Annotated in this window: 17 protein-coding genes; 10 read left to right on the forward strand and 7 right to left on the reverse strand. The window is 69.7% G+C overall.

Annotated features, from left to right (window positions below; genetic code table 11):
* Positions 1-12 precede the first annotated feature (12 nt).
* Entirely contained in the window at positions 13-825 is an 813-nt protein-coding gene (locus GPX89_RS30040) for an IclR family transcriptional regulator (protein WP_157391033.1), read from the reverse strand.
* 74 nt (positions 826-899) lie between these two features.
* Between GPX89_RS30040 and hutH the strand changes: the two genes are divergently transcribed.
* The 5 genes from hutH to hutI all read left to right on the forward strand — a co-directional run bounded on the left by hutH (position 900) and on the right by hutI (position 8102).
* On the forward strand, positions 900-2444 hold the full coding sequence (gene hutH, locus GPX89_RS30045) for a histidine ammonia-lyase (RefSeq protein ID WP_157391034.1): 1545 nt from the start codon (positions 900-902) through the stop codon (positions 2442-2444).
* Positions 2441-4090 (forward strand): urocanate hydratase, encoded by a 1650-nt coding sequence (hutU, locus tag GPX89_RS30050; protein WP_157391035.1) that lies wholly within the window; start codon positions 2441-2443, stop codon positions 4088-4090. Before hutH ends, hutU begins: the two co-directional genes overlap by 4 nt.
* Positions 4091-4408: 318 nt before the next feature.
* Entirely contained in the window at positions 4409-5629 is a 1221-nt protein-coding gene (locus GPX89_RS30055) for an allantoate amidohydrolase (protein ID WP_328602456.1), read from the forward strand.
* Complete coding sequence (locus tag GPX89_RS30060; RefSeq protein ID WP_157391036.1) at positions 5626-6921, forward strand: formimidoylglutamate deiminase; 1296 nt, start codon at positions 5626-5628, stop codon at positions 6919-6921. The genes GPX89_RS30055 and GPX89_RS30060 overlap by 4 nt, the downstream gene beginning before the upstream one ends.
* Entirely contained in the window at positions 6912-8102 is a 1191-nt protein-coding gene (hutI, locus tag GPX89_RS30065; protein WP_157391037.1) for an imidazolonepropionase, read from the forward strand. Before GPX89_RS30060 ends, hutI begins: the two co-directional genes overlap by 10 nt.
* A gap of 5 nt (positions 8103-8107) precedes the next feature.
* On the opposite strand, the gene GPX89_RS30070 is transcribed toward hutI, so the two are convergent.
* From GPX89_RS30070 to GPX89_RS30080, 3 genes are all read right to left on the reverse strand, one after another.
* A complete protein-coding gene (locus GPX89_RS30070) occupies positions 8108-8500 on the reverse strand; it encodes a nitroreductase/quinone reductase family protein (protein WP_157391038.1) in 393 nt (130 codons plus the stop codon).
* A gap of 29 nt (positions 8501-8529) precedes the next feature.
* Positions 8530-8877 (reverse strand): DoxX family protein, encoded by a 348-nt coding sequence (locus GPX89_RS30075; protein ID WP_157391039.1) that lies wholly within the window; start codon positions 8875-8877, stop codon positions 8530-8532.
* 215 nt (positions 8878-9092) lie between these two features.
* Positions 9093-9956, reverse strand: a complete 864-nt coding sequence (locus tag GPX89_RS30080) for a helix-turn-helix domain-containing protein (RefSeq protein ID WP_157391040.1) — start codon at positions 9954-9956, stop codon at positions 9093-9095.
* Between the two features lie 55 nt (positions 9957-10011).
* Here GPX89_RS30080 and GPX89_RS30085 point away from each other — a divergent pair, with 55 nt between their 5' ends.
* Positions 10012-10809 carry an alpha/beta fold hydrolase gene (locus GPX89_RS30085; RefSeq protein ID WP_157391041.1) on the forward strand — a complete coding sequence of 266 codons (798 nt, stop codon included), beginning with the start codon at positions 10012-10014 and terminating at the stop codon, positions 10807-10809.
* Here the strand turns inward: GPX89_RS30085 and GPX89_RS30090 are convergent.
* Positions 10787-11359, reverse strand: a complete 573-nt coding sequence (locus GPX89_RS30090) for a TetR/AcrR family transcriptional regulator (RefSeq protein ID WP_328602457.1) — start codon at positions 11357-11359, stop codon at positions 10787-10789. The two genes, GPX89_RS30085 and GPX89_RS30090, sit on opposite strands and share 23 nt — an antisense overlap.
* Positions 11360-11455: 96 nt before the next feature.
* Here GPX89_RS30090 and GPX89_RS30095 point away from each other — a divergent pair, with 96 nt between their 5' ends.
* Positions 11456-11890: a DoxX family protein gene (locus GPX89_RS30095; protein WP_157391042.1), complete on the forward strand. Its 435-nt coding sequence runs from the start codon at positions 11456-11458 to the stop codon at positions 11888-11890.
* Positions 11891-11905: 15 nt separating this feature from the next.
* Here GPX89_RS30095 and GPX89_RS30100 read toward each other — a convergent pair whose 3' ends face one another.
* Positions 11906-12889, reverse strand: coding sequence for a cyclase family protein (locus GPX89_RS30100; RefSeq protein WP_328602458.1), 984 nt, complete (start codon positions 12887-12889; stop codon positions 11906-11908).
* 95 nt (positions 12890-12984) lie between these two features.
* On the opposite strand from GPX89_RS30100, the gene GPX89_RS30105 reads away from it, so the two are divergent.
* The 3 genes from GPX89_RS30105 to GPX89_RS30115 all read left to right on the forward strand — a co-directional run bounded on the left by GPX89_RS30105 (position 12985) and on the right by GPX89_RS30115 (position 16169).
* Positions 12985-13419, forward strand: coding sequence for a T6SS immunity protein Tdi1 domain-containing protein (locus GPX89_RS30105; protein ID WP_157391043.1), 435 nt, complete (start codon positions 12985-12987; stop codon positions 13417-13419).
* A 56-nt stretch (positions 13420-13475) separates the two neighbouring features.
* Positions 13476-14822, forward strand: coding sequence for a hypothetical protein (locus GPX89_RS30110; RefSeq protein ID WP_198347657.1), 1347 nt, complete (start codon positions 13476-13478; stop codon positions 14820-14822).
* A 189-nt stretch (positions 14823-15011) separates the two neighbouring features.
* Positions 15012-16169, forward strand: a complete 1158-nt coding sequence (locus tag GPX89_RS30115; protein ID WP_157391045.1) for a lipase family protein — start codon at positions 15012-15014, stop codon at positions 16167-16169.
* Here the strand turns inward: GPX89_RS30115 and GPX89_RS30120 are convergent, their stop codons facing one another.
* A complete protein-coding gene (locus GPX89_RS30120) occupies positions 16170-16829 on the reverse strand; it encodes a TMEM175 family protein (RefSeq protein ID WP_157391046.1) in 660 nt (219 codons plus the stop codon).
* Positions 16830-16838: the final 9 nt, after the last annotated feature.

Genomic DNA, 16838 nt, shown 5'->3' on the forward strand with positions numbered 1-16838 from the left:
CGCTCGGTCGGCTCAGGTGGTTCGGTGCGGACGGCCCGGCCGGACTGGTCGGCGGCCGCCGATCGTGGCGGTGAGCGCCGCTGCGGCGGCCCGCACCGGACCGGCGAGTTCGGGCCAGGTTTGTCCGCATTCGGGGGCGTCCGCCGGGCAGTGATGACGGATCGTGAGGCTCATCGCCGCGATCGGGCGGCCCCCATGATCGAAGACCGCCGCCGCGACGGTGGCGAATCCGGTTGTGACGTACCCGTCTTCGATCGACCACCCGCGCTCGCGCTCGATCTGCAGCAGGCTGCGCAGGGAGCGCAGATCGCGGGGGCCGCGCGCGGTCCGCATCGGAAACGCGGCCGGATTCGGGAACAGGGCGCGCACGTGCGCCGACTCCAGGCGGGCGAGCATGGCGCGGCCGGTGGCGGTCAGCTGCGCGGGCAGCCGCACCCCGACATCGGTCACCAGGGTCTGCGGCCATCGCGGCCGCTGCTCGATCAGATACAGCGATTCGTTGCCGTGCAGGATGCCCAGGTGCCCGGTCCCGCCGACGGCGTCCACCAGCCCGCGCAGCAGCGGGGCGGCCACCCGTTCCAGCGGGTCCTGCCGCAGGTAGGCCGAGCCGAGCTCGAAGGCGGCCAGCCCGAGCCCATACTTGCGTTCGGTCGCCAGATACGTCACGTACCCGGCGGCCCGCAGCTCGTTGAGCAGCTGGTAGGTCGAGGATCGGGGCAGGCCCAGCTCCCGGGCGATGAGCGCGGCGGGTACCGGGTGCGGGCGCTGGGCGAGCAGCTCCAGCACCCGCAGGCCGCGCCGCAGCGCGGGAATGTCACCACCCATCCTGTCTGAAATACCAGACGAAACCCGGTCGCGGGTGCTCGATCCGGAGGGCCCGAGGCGCTGGAATGGTGCCCATGACGCGAATCGGAACCGAGCGGGTGCCGGTCGGCGCGGGACCCTTGAGCCCGGCGGCGGTGGTGGCGGTGGCGCGGCACGGGGCGCGGGTGGAGCTGGCCGCCGACGCGCTGGCCGAGCTGGCGCGGGTGCGTCGCCACATCGACGAGCTGGCCCACAGCGACCGGCCGGTCTACGGGGTCTCCACCGGCTTCGGCGCGCTGGCCCTGCGCCACATCCCGCCCGATCGGCGAATCGACCTGCAGCGCTCGCTGATTCGCTCGCACGCCGCCGGGGCGGGCACGCCGGTCGAACCCGAGGTGGTGCGGGCCATGATGGTGCTGCGCCTGCGCACGCTCATGTCCGGGCACACCGGGGTGCGCCCCGAGACCGCGCGGGCGCTGGCCGCACTGCTGGACAGCGGGCTGATCCCGGTGGTGCCGGAATACGGTTCGCTGGGCTGCTCGGGCGATCTGGCCCCGCTGGCCGCGGTGGCGCTGGCCCTCATGGGCGAGGGCGCGGTGCTCGGGCCGGACGGGCCGCGGCCCATCGCGCCGGTCCTGGCCGAGCACGGGCTGACGCCGATCACCTTGGCGGAGAAGGAGGGCCTGGCCCTCACCAACGGCACCGACGGCATGCTGGGCATGCTGGTACTCGCCCTGGCGGACCTGCGGCGGCTGTTCGATCTGGCCGACCTCACCGCCGCCATGAGCGTGGAAGCGCAGCTGGGGACCGATCGGGTGTTCGCGGCCGAGCTGCAGCGGCTGCGGCCGCATCCGGGGCAGGCGGTGGCGGCGGGCCGCATGCGGGCGGCGCTGGCCGGGTCGGAGATCGTGGCCAGTCACCGCGGCGAGGACTGCCCGCGGGTGCAGGACGCGTATTCGCTGCGGTGCGCGCCGCAGGTGCACGGCGCGGCGCGGGACACGCTCGCTCATGCCGAGACCGTCGCCGAGCGCGAATTGTGTTCCGCCATCGACAATCCGGTGGTGCTGGCGGACGGGCGGGTGGAGTCCAACGGCAATTTCCACGGTGCGCCCGTGGGATACGTGCTGGACTTCCTCGCCATCGCCGTGGCGGATGTGGCGAGCATTGCCGAGCGTCGCACCGACCGCATGCTCGACGTGCACCGATCGCACGGGCTGCCCGCGTTCCTGGCCGCCGATCCGGGCGTCGACTCCGGGTACATGATCGCGCAGTACACGCAGGCCGGGGTGGTGTCGGAGCTCAAGCGGTGCGCGGTACCGGCCTCGGTGGACTCGATCCCGTCCAGCGCCATGCAGGAGGACCACGTGTCCATGGGCTGGGCGGCCGCCCGCAAGCTGCGCCGGGCGGTGGACGGGCTGACCACCGTGCTCGCCATCGAATTGCTCACCGCGGCACGGGCATTGGACTTCCGGGAACCGCTGCGGCCCGCCCCGGCGACGGGTGCGCTGCGGGATCTGGTGCGGGAACGGGTACCCGGGCCCGGGCCGGATCGGCACCTCGCGCCGGACATCGCCGCCGTCGCCGACCTGGTGCGGTCGGGGTCGGCGGATCACCTTCTGGAACTGGGGATCTCGTCATGAATCGAACCGTTCGCGCCGCCCACGGCACCACCCTCACCGCACGCTGCTGGCAGACCGAGGCGGCCTGGCGCATGCTGCACAACAATCTGGACCCCGAGGTCGCCGAGCGGCCGCAGGATCTGGTCGTCTACGGCGGCACCGGCAAGGCGGCCCGGGACTGGCCCAGCTTCGACGCCATCGCCCGCACCCTGGTCGACCTGCGCGAGGACGAGACGCTGCTGGTGCAGTCCGGCAAGCCGGTCGGTGTGCTGCGCACCCACGAATGGGCGCCGCGGGTGCTGCTCGCCAACTCGAATCTGGTTCCGGACTGGGCGAATTGGCCGGAGTTCCGGCGGCTGGAGGCGGCCGGGCTCACCATGTACGGGCAGATGACCGCGGGGTCGTGGATCTACATCGGGACGCAGGGGATCCTGCAGGGCACCTACGAGACCTTCGCGGCGGTGGCGGCCAAGCGATTCGGCGGCAGTCTGGCCGGAACGCTCACGCTCACCGCGGGTCTCGGCGGAATGGGCGGGGCACAGCCGCTGGCGGTCACCATGAACGGCGGGGTGGCGCTGTGCGTCGAATGCAATCCGGAGCATGCCCGCCGCCGCGTGCAGACCCGGTATCTGGACGAGATCGCCGACGATATCGACGACGCGCTGCGCCGGGTGCTCGCCGCCAGATCCGAGCGGCGGGCCCTGTCGGTGGGGTTGATCGGCAATGCCGCCGAGGTGCTGCCGGAGCTGCTGCGGCGCGAGGTCGAGGTGGACATCGTGACCGACCAGACCTCGGCCCACGACCCGCTGACCTATCTGCCGATCGGCATCGCCGTCGAGGACTGGGACGACTATGCGAGCAAGAAGCCGGACGAATTCACCCGGCGCGCACGGGATTCCATGGCCGTTCACGTCGGGGCGATGGTCGGGTTCATGGATCGCGGCGCGGAGGTCTTCGACTACGGCAACTCCATTCGCGGTGAGGCGAAGCTCGCGGGCTACGAGCGGGCCTTCGATTTCCCCGGCTTCGTCCCCGCCTACATACGCCCGCTCTTCTGCGAGGGCAAGGGCCCCTTCCGCTGGGTCGCGCTGTCCGGCGACCCCGCCGATATCGCCGCCACCGACCGCGCCATCCTCGACCTGTTCCCCGAACACGAATCCCTCGCCCGCTGGATCCGCCTGGCCGGTGAGCGCGTCGCCTTCCAGGGCCTGCCCGCCCGCATCTGCTGGCTCGGCTACGGCGAGCGCCGGGCGGCCGGACTCCGATTCAACGAAATGGTCTCCCGCGGCGAGGTTTCCGCACCCATCGTGATCGGCCGCGACCACCTCGACTGCGGCTCGGTCGCCTCCCCCTACCGCGAAACCGAGTCCATGGCCGACGGTTCCGACGCCATCGCCGACTGGCCCCTCCTCAACGCCCTCGTCAACACCGCCTCCGGAGCCAGCTGGGTCTCCATCCACCACGGCGGCGGCGTCGGCATGGGCCGTTCCATCCACGCCGGCCAGGTCACCGTCGCCGACGGCACCCCACTGGCCGCCCAGAAGATCGACCGAGTCCTCACCAACGACCCGGCCATGGGCGTGCTGCGCCACGTCGACGCCGGATACCCGGAGGCGGAGACCGTCGCCCGGGGCACAGGCGTCCGGATACCCCTGTGGGAAGGCTGAGTACATGCGCAACAGCGAGCAGCCGCGTGAATTCCGGACGCCCGGGAAGTGTCGGGGTGGCGTCCCCGGGAGCGGTGCGTCCGGCCAGGCACGAGAGGTCGGCGAGCGCGCAAGAACCGAGCATCCGGATTCCGCTGTGGGAAGGCATGAATACATGCGTCGTATCGAGAAGACAGGCGGAGTGCGGGAGGCGGGACAGTGCGGGAGTGGCGTCCGCGCGGAGCGGGCGCGCAGCCGGGCGGGCGTTGGGGGGTCGGCGAGCGCGCGAGAGTCGGCCGCACTCGGGCGGGTGGTCGTGCGGGTCCGCCGGGACGCGCGGTGAGTGGCGACGGGAGGGCGGAGTCCGCCAACGCCCTGCTGGGCGAGATCGCGGGGGTCGGGGCGGATCGTGCGCGCGGGGGATATTCGCGGCATGTGTTCACCACTGCCGAGGGTGAGTTGCGGGAGTGGTTCGGCGGGGCGGCGCGGGCTCGCGGGCTCGAGGTGCAGGTGGACCGGAATGCCAATGTGTGGGCCTGGTTCGGGCGGCCGGGGCCGGATGCGGTGGTGACCGGGAGTCATCTGGATTCGGTGCCCGGCGGTGGCGCGTACGACGGGCCGCTGGGGGTGGTGAGTGCGCTCGCCGCGTTCGATCTGTTGCGGGCGCAGGGGTTCACACCGCGGCGGCCGTTGGCGATCGTGGTGTTCGCCGAGGAGGAGGGCGGGCGGTTCGGGGTGCCGTGCCTGGGGTCGCGGTTGCTGACCGGGACGCTGGCGGCGGAGCGGGCGCTGGGGCTGCGGGACGGGAACGGGGACACCCTGGCCGACGTCGCGCGGGCCGCCGGGCATCAGCCCGCGCATTTCGGACGGGACGAGGAAACGCTCGGGCGGATAGGGACGTTCGTCGAACTGCATGTCGAGCAGGGGCGGGGGCTGGTGCATCTGGACGCGCCGATCGCCGTGGGCAGCGGGATCATTCCGCACGGGCGCTGGCGTTTCAGTTTCACCGGCCAGGGCAATCACGCCGGGACGACGCTCATGGAGGATCGGCGCGATCCCATGATTCCGGCGGCCGAGATGGTCGGTGCGGTGCGGAGATCGGCCGCCGCGGTACCCGAGGCGCGCGCCACCGTGGGGCGGCTGGTGCCCACCCCGGGCGGGACCAATGTGATCGCGTCGCGGGTCGACGTGTGGCTGGACGCGCGGCTGCCGGAACCCGGTGACGTGCGCGAACTGGTCGCGGAGATCACCGAGGACGCCCGGGCGGCAGCCGAACTCGAGGGCTGCCGGGTCGAGGTGCGCGAGGAGTCCTACGAAGGCGCGGCGAGTTTCGATGCCGCACTGCGTGATCGGCTCCGCGCGCTGCTCGGGGATGCCCCGGTGCTGCCGACCGGAGCCGGGCACGACGCCGCGGTGCTGGCGCGGTTCGTGCCGACCGCGATGCTGTATGTCCGCAACCCCAGCGGAATCAGCCATGCGCCCGAGGAATTCGCGGATCCCGCCGATATCGATCAAGGGTCGGCGGATTTGGCGCGGGTACTGCGGAGCCTGGCCGGATGAGCAGCTACTGGTGCCCGCGGGCGTGGCTGCCCGGCGGCGTCGCCGACGGAGTGCGGATCGATATCGCCGAGGGGGTCATCACGGCGGTCACCCCGGGTGAGAAGCCCAGCGGCACAGTGCTTTCCGGTATGGTCGTGCCCGGCTTCGCCAATGCGCACTCGCATGCCTTCCATCGGGCGCTGCGCGGCCGCACCCATGCCGATCGCGGCAGCTTCTGGACCTGGCGGGAGCGCATGTACGCGGTGGCGCGGCGGCTGGAACCGGATTCCTACTATCGGCTCGCGCGGGCCGTGTACGCGGAGATGGTGCTCGCCGGGTACACCAGCGTCGCGGAATTTCACTATCTGCATCATCCCGGACACGGCCAGCGGTACGCCGATCCCAACGAGTTCTCCCACGCGCTGGTCGCTGCGGCGGGCGACGCCGGGATCCGGCTGACCCTGCTCGACGTCTGTTACCTGGCCGGGGGATTCGGGCGGCCCACCACCGGGGTGCAGCAGCGGTTCGACGACGGCGACGCCGACGCCTGGGCGCGGCGGATCGAATCCTTCGAGCCGGCCGGGGAACTGGTCCGCACCGGCGCGGCCATCCACTCGGTGCGCGCCGTGCCCGCCGAGCAGATGCCCGCGGTGGTACACGGTGCGGCCGGTCGACCGCTGCACGTGCACCTGTCGGAGCAGCCGCTCGAGAACGAGGAATGCCTCGCGGTGTACGGCTGCACGCCGACCCAATTGCTCTCGGCGGCAGGGGCTCTCACGCCCAAGACCGTGGCGGTGCACGCCACCCACCTCACCCCGGGCGACATCGCCGAGCTGTCCGCCGGATGGATCTGTCTGTGCCCGAGCACCGAGGCCGACCTCGGCGACGGCATCGGCCCCGCCCGCGCCCTGGCCGACGCGGGCGCGCGACTGTCCCTCGGCAGTGACGGCCAGTCGATCATCGACCCGTGGTTCGAGGCGCGTGCGCTGGAACTGCACGAGCGCCTGGCCGGTGGGCGGCGCGGACGCTTCGAGGCGAGCGAATTGCTTTCCGCCGCAACCGCTCACGCCGCGTCCGGCTGGACCGATCTGGGCGCGATCGCACCCGGCCGGGACGCGGATCTGGTGTGCGTGGACACCGCATCGGTGCGCACCGCGGGCATCGACGGGGCAGGAATCCTGTTCGCGGCCACCGCATCCGACGTCACGGACGTGATGATCGCGGGACGCTGGGTGGTGCGTGATCGCATCCACCGCCTCATCCCCGACGTACCCGCCACTCTCGAAGCCGAGATCGGAGCGCTATGGCAGTGAACCCGGCCGCCACGGTCATCACCGGAATCGGCGAACTCACCACCAATACAGCCGAATTCGGCGTGATGCGCGACGCGGCCATCGTCGTGGAGGGTGATCGCGTGTCCTGGATCGGCCCGGCCGAGTCCGCGCCGGAGGCCGATCATCGTGTCGACGTCGGCGGCCGCGCGGTCCTGCCCGGCTGGGTGGACAGCCACACCCATCTGGTCTTCGCCGGAGACCGTACAGCCGAGTTCGACGCCCGCATGAGCGGAATCCCGTACTCCGCCGGAGGCATTCGCACCACCGTCGAGGCCACCCGCAACGCGGCCGACGAAACCCTCGCCGCCAACCTGCGCCGTCTCCGCGCCGAGGCCCTCCGTCAGGGCACCACCTACCTGGAAACCAAGACCGGCTACGGCCTGACCGTTGCCGACGAAAAGCGCTGCGCGACACTGGCATCGGATGTCGCGGACGAGGTCACCTTCCTGGGTGCCCACGTCGTCCCGCCCGATTTCTCCGCCGACACCTACCTCGATCTGGTCTGCGGCCCGATGCTCGACGCCGTCGCCGACCACGTCCGCTGGATCGACGTCTTCTGTGAGACAGGCGCTTTCGACGCCGCGCAATCCGCCCGCGTGCTGGAGGCGGGCAAATCCCGAGGTCTCGGACTGCGGGTCCACGGCAACCAGCTGGCCCTCGGCCCCGGCGTCCGACTGGCCGTCGACCACGGTGCCGCCAGCGTCGACCACTGCACGCATCTCACCGATTCGGATATCGAGGCCCTGGCCGCGTCCACCACGGTCGCCACTCTGCTCCCCGCCTGCGACCTCTCCACCCGCCAACCCCTGGCCCCCGCCCGCCGCCTCCTCGACGCCGGTGCCCGAATAGCCTTGGCCACCAACGCCAATCCCGGCAGCTCCTACACCACGTCCATGTCCTTCTGTGTCACCACCGCGGTCCTGCAAATGGGCCTGACCATCGCCGAGGCGATCCACGCCGCCACCGCGGGAGCCGCGCTGTCCCTGGCCCACGACCTCTCCGCCCCCGGCGCGGTCGGCGTCCTGCGGCCCACCGCCACCGCCGACCTCCACATTCTCGACGCCCCCGCCGCCATCCATCTCGCCTACCGCCCGGGAGTTCCCCTCACCTGGTCGGTCTGGCACCGGGGCGCACAGGTTTTCGGCCCGCCCGTCGGGTGAGGTCCTCAGTCGAAGTCGATGCGCACGGACAGCAGGTCGGTGCCGAAGGCGCGAACGGCGGTGCTATTGGCCTTCGGGAGCGACCGGAGCCGAGCGACGGGATCGTCCTCGGGGACCAGGTGGGCGGTACCGGTGTACCAATGGCCTCGAATCCGGACGCGAACCCGGTTGTCGGACTGAATATTTCGAACGTACTGCGAGCGCGTCCCGAACTCGGAGACGAGCCAGAACGATCCACCCTCCCGCCGGCCGCCGATCGGCGTGATCCGTGGTTGCCCACTGACCCGGCCGGTGGTCTCCAGCAACGTCTGGATGGGCAATCGACGCAAGATCGGATTGCCCACCCTCCGTTGGAATCCCGTCACCACAGCATGTTGCAGATCGCGTCGGTTCACCATGCGCCGACGCTAACACCCGCCGTGCGCCCTCACCGGGCAAGTTGCAGCGCCAGCGTGGCGGCCGCGGGAGCCAGGTAGAGCAGCGGGAACGGCGTAGTCTTGTACGAGTGGGCGCGCACCGTGGTGATCGCGGCCCCGGTGAAGTACAGGATCAACCCGATCGCGGCCGCGACACCCACGGCCGGTACGAAGAACCCGGCGACAAGGCCCAGCGCTCCGGCCGATTTGGCCGAGGCCAGCCAATTCCACCAGGTTCGCGGCACCCCGTACTCGATCAGCGGGTCGACCACGAACTGCTGCTTCGTGAACAGCGAATACCCGGAGAATCCGATCCACAGGGCCGCCACGATTCCGACGATGTGATAGGCGATGTTCATGGGGATCACGTCCTTCCATTCGGCGATTACTCGGTCGCCTGAATGACGGAGCCCGGCTCTCCGGTGTGACATCCACCTTTCGCTGGCGCGGTAGCGCGAGCGCCCCCGATACTGGTCGCAGAAGGGGAGACACGATGAACACACCGACACCCACCTGGTTGGACTCGGGTTCTCCGGTCCTGGCCGTGATGGCACTGCTGCTGATCGTCACCGCGTCATTCGTGGCTTGGTACATGTTCGGGAAGCGATGACCGGACGGACCCGGACAGGGAGAGGCGGAAGTCGGTGGGGGTGGTGGCGGCGTGGGTGCGGAAGAACTTGGTGAAATTGGCGGGGTCGTCGAAGCCCAGGCGGCGGGCGCACTCGGCGGTGGTGACGGGTTCGTGGGCCAGGAGCCGTTTGGCTTCGAGGATCACCCGGGAATTCAGGTACTGCTTGGCCGTCGAGCCGGTGGCGGATTGGACGGCTCGGGACAGCGTGCGGGGTGAGTAGCCGAGTTGTGAGGCATACCAGGAGACTTCGCGGGTTTCGGAGTGGTAGCGCTCGGTCAGGTGGGCGAAGCGGGTGAACAGGTCGGTCGAATCGGGAAGTACGGGGAGAGCGGCGGCCAGGCGCAGCGTGAGGGCGCTGAGTAGGTGGCGCAGGATGGCGGGATCGGGTGGGGTCGCGGCGTATTCGGTGGTCAGGTGGTCGAAGGCGGCGTCGGTCAACGGGGTTGCCCGGAGATTCGGCGGGGTCGCGGGGGAGGGGAGGTGGCCGAGCGTGGCGGCGGGGAGGAGTTCGGAGGGGCAGAGCAGCAGGTAGCCCCGCAGGTCGGCGATGTCGTCCCAGCGGTGGGTCCAGCCGGGGCGGATCCAGGTGATGGTGCCCGCGGTGACCGGGTGGGTGACGAAATCGACTGTCACGCTGCCGGTTCCGGCGGTGCAGCGGGCGAGGACGTGGAAGTCGCCGCGGACCACCGCGCGGCCCGCCACCGGCATGAGACGCACCTGGCCGAAGCTCAGCAGGTCGAGGCCGGTGGTTGAGTCGGCCTTGGGCGCGTAGCGCAGGGTTCGAATCGGTTGTCCATTATTGACCATGAGAGGTCACGAATCTACCTCGCCCGGACGGGTTTGGGGACCATACCGTCGAGGTATGAGAAAAATCGCCGTGGCCGGGGGCTCGCTGCCGATTCACCTGCACGAGGGCGGGTCCGAGGTGCCGATGCTGGTCTTCCTGCACTACTGGGGCGGATCCCACCGCACCTTCGACCCGCTCGCCGACCATCTTGAATATCCGGGGCGAATGGTCACTTATGACCATCGAGGCTGGGGCGAATCCCGCACCCTGCCCGGCCCTTACGACATCAACCAGCTGGCCGCCGACGCGCAGTGCCTGCTCACCGAACTCGCGCCGGAGCGGTTCGTGCTGATCGGGCATTCGATGGGCGGCAAGGTCGCCCAGCTGCTGGCCGCACGCCGGTTGCCCGGTCTGGAGGGCGTGGTGCTGATCGCTCCGGCACCGGCTCGTCCGGCCGTGACCGCGGAAGGGCAGCGGCAACTCGTGCACGCCTATGACGACGCCGCGGCCGTCGCGGGATCGCTCGATCAGGTGCTCCTGCACCGGCCACTCCCGGACGCACTGCGCGAGCGGGTGATTCAGGACAGCCTCGCGGGCTCGGTTGCCGCGCACGAGGCGTGGGCCCTGGATTCCATCGCCCGCGATCTCACGGCGATCGTTCCCCGGATCGAGGTTCCCGTGCTGGTGCTGGCGGGCGAACACGACCGGGTCGATCCGCCGCAGGTGCTCACCGAACATCTGCGGCCCTACATTCCGACCGCGACCCTGCGGATCATCCCCGACACTGGCCACCTTTCGCCGCTGGAGAATCCGCAGGCGCTGGCCGCGCACATCGGCCGGTTCGTCGAGGCTATGTCCCCGCTGCCCCGGTGAATTCGATGGCGGCGACCATGGCGCGGGCCAGCAGCTCCGGATCGCCGCCGAGTTCGGAATCCATCAGCGCCCCCTCGCGCCACAGGGTGGCGAACCCGTGCACGAGGGACCAGGCCGCCAGCTCGGCGGCGGGTCCCGCGGTCGCGGGAATTCCCAATTCGACCACCCCCGAGCGCAATTCATACCCTGCCCGGTTCCGGGCCTCGATCAATCGCTCATCGTCGGAGCGCAGCAGATCGTGCCGGAACATCACGTCGAAATGCCCGGGATTGCGGCGCGCGAAACGAATGTAGGCCACCGCGACCTCCCGGAAATCCCCGGAGGCCCCGCGCAATTCGGCGTCGAGCAGCTCGAATCCCTCGATGGCGAGCGCGGTCAGCAGCCCCTGCCGATTGCCGAAGTGGTGCGCGGGCGCGGCATGCGACACCCCGGCCCGCTGCGCCAGCGCCCGCAGCGAGACCGAATCGATCCCGTCGGCCGCGATCTGTTCGGCCGCCGCGCGCAGCAGGGCGGCCCGCAGATCTCCGTGGTGATAGGCGCTCTTCGTCACTCCTCGATGCTCGCCCAGAATCTAGACATTGACAAGTTGCCCTGGTCGAACCTATCTTGTCACTGTCTAGATTGCTTTTCTCCCGAGGAGTCCGCGATGGCACCGCTCATCGTTCTCATTGTCGTCACCGGCCTGGCGAGAATCGCCGGCTGGCTGCACGCCACCGACTGGCTCGACTCGTGGCCGCACGCGGCCCGCCTCGGGCTGGCCGCCCTGTTCGCCCTCACGTCATCGGCGCATTTCCTGCAGCCGCGCCGCGACGGCCTGATCGCCATGGTCCCGCCGCGACTGCCCAACCCGGCCGCCCTGGTCACGGTGACCGGATTCCTCGAATTGGCCGGAGCCGTCGGCCTTCTCATCCCCTGGGCCGCCCCGCTGGCCGCCATCTGCCTGGCAGTGATGCTGGTCTGCCTCTTCCCGGCGAACGTGCGCGCGGCACGCGAGGGCAGCGGTATCCAGACGATGCCGCTGCCGCTGCGCGGACTGGTTCAGGTGCTCTTCATCGGGGCCTGCGTACTGGCGGCCTTCTGAAAACCGGTGCCCCGCTTACTTGATCGCGACCGGACTGATCGGGGTGCCCACCGCACCGGGGATGCGCAGGGCGGGAGCGCACAACAGGAAGTCGTACACGCCGTCCTCGGCACAGTCGGCGCCCAGCGCCTCCAGGTCCCAGATCTCACCGAGCGGCATGCCCATATCGCGCAATGCGAGCATGTGCAGCGGCAGCATCACGCCGTCCTCGGGACGCATCACCTCGACGGCCGGATTGTCCACCGCCACCGCCGCGATGTCGTGTTCGCGCAGCCACTCCGCGCAGCGCCAGCTCAATCCCGGACTGGCGCGGAACCATTCGGACTGCTTGCGGTGCTCGAGGAAGTGGGTCCACCAGCCGGTGCGGATCACGAGGATGTCGCCGGGCTCGAGGGCGACGCCCTGTGCCCCGGCGACCGCCTCCAGCTCGTGCGGGCCGACGACGGCTCCGCCCTCGAGCCGGTCCAGATTCCGGTGCCGCGCGACGTCCAGCAGGACGCCCCGGCCCACCACGCCGCCGCGCTCGGCGACCTGTTCGATGCCGAGCCGGGTGGCTCCGAGACTGGTCACCGCCGTGGCCGGATAGCCGTTGTAGAGCAGTCCGTCGTAGTACACGTGCGAGAGCGCGTCCCACTGCGTCGCCGCCTGCAACGGCAGGATCATGTAGTCATCGTTGAACCGCATCGGGCCGTGCGCGTACATCCCCGCCACCTGCGCCTCGGCCGCGCCGCCCCACCCGGCCAGATGGGCGGCGAGCTCGGCGTCCCCGCCGTCGATGGCCATGAGGTGCACGGGATTGCGTCGCATACCGCTGGAGCCCTGCGGGCCGTACGCGTCGAACGGCACCCCGAGCGGGATGCTCCGGCCCTGCCGGGCCCGGGTCGCCGCCCGCGCGATCCGTTCCGGCGTGAGCAGATTCAACGTCCCGAGCTGGTCGTCTTCACCCCACCGCCCCCAGTTGCGCACCCGCTCAGCCGCTTCGCGCCATTCCTCGCCCACCGCACGCCTCCACTCCGACAGCCCGGTCCGATCATTACCCCGTGCCGCGAAACCTGTCGATAGTCAATCCCGGTCAGTCTGGTTGGATGGGTGCGGTGACCAGCGTTCCCTTCCGATTGATCGGCGACCAGCGGTTGGACCGCGTCATGCCGGCCTGGGCCGAGCACTACCCCCGATACGACACCGTCGTCGGCTACTCGGACCTCGGGCACGCCTTCCTCATGAGCACCCGAACCGGCGAATACGGCATCCTCGACCCCTACAGCCCCGGCGTGAAGCCCTACGGTTCCTACACCGAGATCACCGAATTCGTCACCGACGTCCTCTTCGACCCCAACGTCATCACCTACGTCCTCCAACCCCGACACGTAGCCGAAATCCGCAAACGCCTCGGCCCCCTCGCCGACAACGAGGTCTACATCGCCACCCCCTACCCCTTCCTCGGCGGCTCGGAGTCCCCGGATTCGTACCAGAAGGGCGGCGTCTGGGTATTCTTCGATTTGGTCGCACAGGCACAGGAATTCGAATGACACCCGAGGAGCTCGACGAGCTCGCGCAAGCCGAGGACTACAGGTCGATTCCACGGTTGCTCGCGGCGGTGTTCGACACGGCTCTTCCCGAGCCGATTCGGAACCGTGCCTCGCGGGTGCTGGACGGCTTCGACGACACGACCACCGGTGAACAACGCCGAAACTGGTGGGCCAGTGCCGATCCCGTGGTCAGGAGGCACGCCCTGCGCTTCATGACCCGTGCCGAGGCCGACCTCCTGGTCCCCGTGGCAAGCGATGACACACATCCCATGCAGGCAACGGCCGTGCTGTCCATGAGTTTCGGGTTCGAAGAGGCCGAATTCGTGCCGGTGCTCGTCGGCGCCTTGGCACACCTCGACCCCGAAGTACGAAGGGCCGCAGTGGAGGCGTGCTTCTGGAGCGAGCCCATCGCGGCAGAGCCGGGCTTGCTCGCGGCCGCGTGCGACGAGACGGTCGAGTTGGCGGAGGCGGCCCTCGATACGCTGCGCTACTACCCGACGCAACGGGTCCTGCGTGGCGTCGCGGAACTGCGGACGGGTGAGGACGAGCGGATCCGCGAAGCCGCCACGATCACCTTCGATGACCTCCGTGACACGTTCGAATCGGCAGTTACGATAGGGGATGCGAAAGACGTTGCCCTGCTGCGGGAATGGATGAGGCCGGTTTATGACCTGGTCGCCTGGCCGGACCAGATGTCGGTACGTGAGCCCGGAGTGCCGCGCGGCTCCCGAAGGCCCGCGGTGATGCCCGAACCCGAGTTGGTGGCACTGCTCGACGATCCGGATGCCGATCGGGAAGAGCTCGAACGGGCGCTGCGTGCCTGCGATTGGACCGGGTACGACCCTGGGGCGCGGAGCCGGACGGCCGCGCGGTTGATGGCACACCCGAACCCTCTGGTCCGCGAAATCGGCTGTTCCGCACTGGCTGACTGGGACCGCGCGCACAACCTCATGACTCTGGCTGAGGACCGCAGCGCCAACGTCCGCAAGATGGCGATCTACTGTCTCTCCCTGCTTCCTGCCGACCCCGCGGTCGGTGAGCTGGCCTGGCGGTTGCTGCCGACCGTCACGGGAACCGCTGCCCAGGAGATGGTGCAGACCTACGTGGCTCATGTCGGCGACGTCGCGGTGGATCGACTCGTCGAACTGGTCCGGTCGGATCCGCGCGAAGCTGTGCGATACGAATCCATCCACGCCTTGACGAAACTCAACGCGGTCAAGGAGATCCACGCACTGTCCGATCTGCTCGCCCAGCCGCCCGGCGTCCACTGGGGCATCCACACGGCGCTCATCGCTTGCCTCTCCACACTCGACATCAGGGTGCCGATCCCATCGCACCTCGCCGCCGTCGACGAACTCCATCTCCAGAGCGCCCTCGCCGAGTACACCGCCCGCTGGTCGTGATCAGGTCCGCACCGCCGAGGGCCCGCACGTAGTCGTTGCCGTATCGGGTCTACGCACCTTGCCACCGGCGGCAGTCTCGACCTGCGGCGCGCCCGCGTGGGGACACAGCGCGCCAATCGTGATCAAGCGTCGTTCGGTGGGACCGGGGTGCGCGGTATGGTCTCAGGGTTGCGAGAGGGAGTGGTGGCCATGGCAGTTCGCCGCAGGGTCGGGTCCGTTGTTCGGCAGGCCGCGTTGGCTGTGGGGGCGGTGAGTGCGTGTGCGGCGCTGACCGCGACCGCCGCGCCCGCCATGGCGGACGGCAGTGAGCTCGGGCGCATCAGCGGCGTCGAATTGCTGAACAGCGCATGGTCTTTCGACAAGGCCGCCGTGTCGCTGGGGTTCACCTATTCGACGCTCGACCAGCGCGGCAATCAGGCTCGGGCCACCGCCGGGCTGTACTTGCCTGCGGGTCTGCCGCCCGCGGGTGGTTGGCCGCTGGTGGTTTGGGGGCACGGCACCATCGGGATCGGCAATGACTGTGCGCCGTCCCATCGCACCCAGTCCGCTCGAAATCGCGGGTACTTCAACGGGATTCTCGACAGCGGCTATGCGGTGCTGGCTCCGGACTATCAGGGGTTGGGTACGGGCGGCAATTTCAGCTACTACAACACCGCTGTCGAGGCTCGCTCCATGCTCGACGCCGTCACCGCCGTGCGGTCGCTTCCGGTTCCGCTGACCGGCCACTATGTCCTGGTCGGCCAGTCCGAGGGGGCGCATGCGGTGATGAGCGCCGCCGCGGCCTACGCCCGGAACCCCAGGGTCGCACCGGGTCTCACCGGTGTCATCGCCACCGGTCTGCGCACCAACCCGCCCAAGAGCCTGCGCGAGATGTTCCGCAGTTCCTCCACGGGCTCGGCCAATCAGGTCGGTTACGCGGGCTACTACCTCGCGGCGCTGGAGGAGCTCAATCCCGGCAGCGTCACCCCGTACCTGTCCGACTTCGGGCGGGAATACGTGGAAAAGGCTGCCACCGAATGCCTTTCGGACCTAGTGGCCGATGCCGGAGGCCGCCGCCCGGCAGCCCTGGTGGCCGATCCCGACAACCCGACTCCCACCTTCGAAGCCGACATCCGATCCCTGGTCAGCTACCAGGAGGACGTGATCCCCGCCGACCTCATGATCGGCTACGGCACCGCCGACATCGACGTCCCCCCGGCGGACACCCCGGCCTACGGTCCCGAGCTGCAGTCCCACAACCCCTGGGTGAGAGTGTCGGTCACCGCCTACCCGGGCAAGGACCACAGCGGCGCGTTCCTGGCCTCACTGCCCGACGCCCTCGACTTCCTGCACGCCCACCTCCCCTGATCAGAAGCGGTTGAGCGGGCGGATCTGCGGGGACACAGCGGAATTCACCTGCAGGGCGATGATCAGGCCGATGCTCAGGTAGGTGCTGAGCGGGCACAGGGCCACGCTCACCGCGTACAGCACCTGCACGATGGCGATGCGATCGCGGATCGCCCGCAGGTCCTCGGGCACAGTGGTTTCCGCGAGCAGCCCGGCGCGGCTCGCATAGCGCAGACTCGCCAATTGCACGAGCCCGAGGTAGAGCAGGTCGACCCAGTAGACGACCAGCGCGAGCCGCGACTGCGGGAACGCGCCCAGCAGCGCGGTCGCGAAGGGCACCATGGCGATCCCGAACAGGAACATGAGGTGGATCCACGTCAGGGAACGATCGGCGCGGGCCAGCAGGTTCAACTGGGTCTGCTGGCCGATCCAGAACATGCCCAGGGTCAGGAAACCCAGGAAGCAGATGAGGAATTGCGGTCCGACATGCGTGAGCGCATGCCATACCGGTTCCTCCGCCGACACCGCGCCATCCGACCACAGCAGCCGCTCGTGCCACGCCTGGGCGGCGGGGACGTGCAACTCCAGGACGAGCAGTGTCATGGCGACGGCGAAGATGCCGTCACTCAAGGCTCCCAACCGCCCCAGATCCTGTGCGGCGATACGGTGATAACGCGTCATGAGCCGAAA

Origin of the sequence: Nocardia terrae (genome assembly GCF_009760405.1) — a bacterium.
Classification (GTDB): Bacteria; Actinomycetota; Actinomycetes; order Mycobacteriales; family Mycobacteriaceae; genus Nocardia; species Nocardia terrae.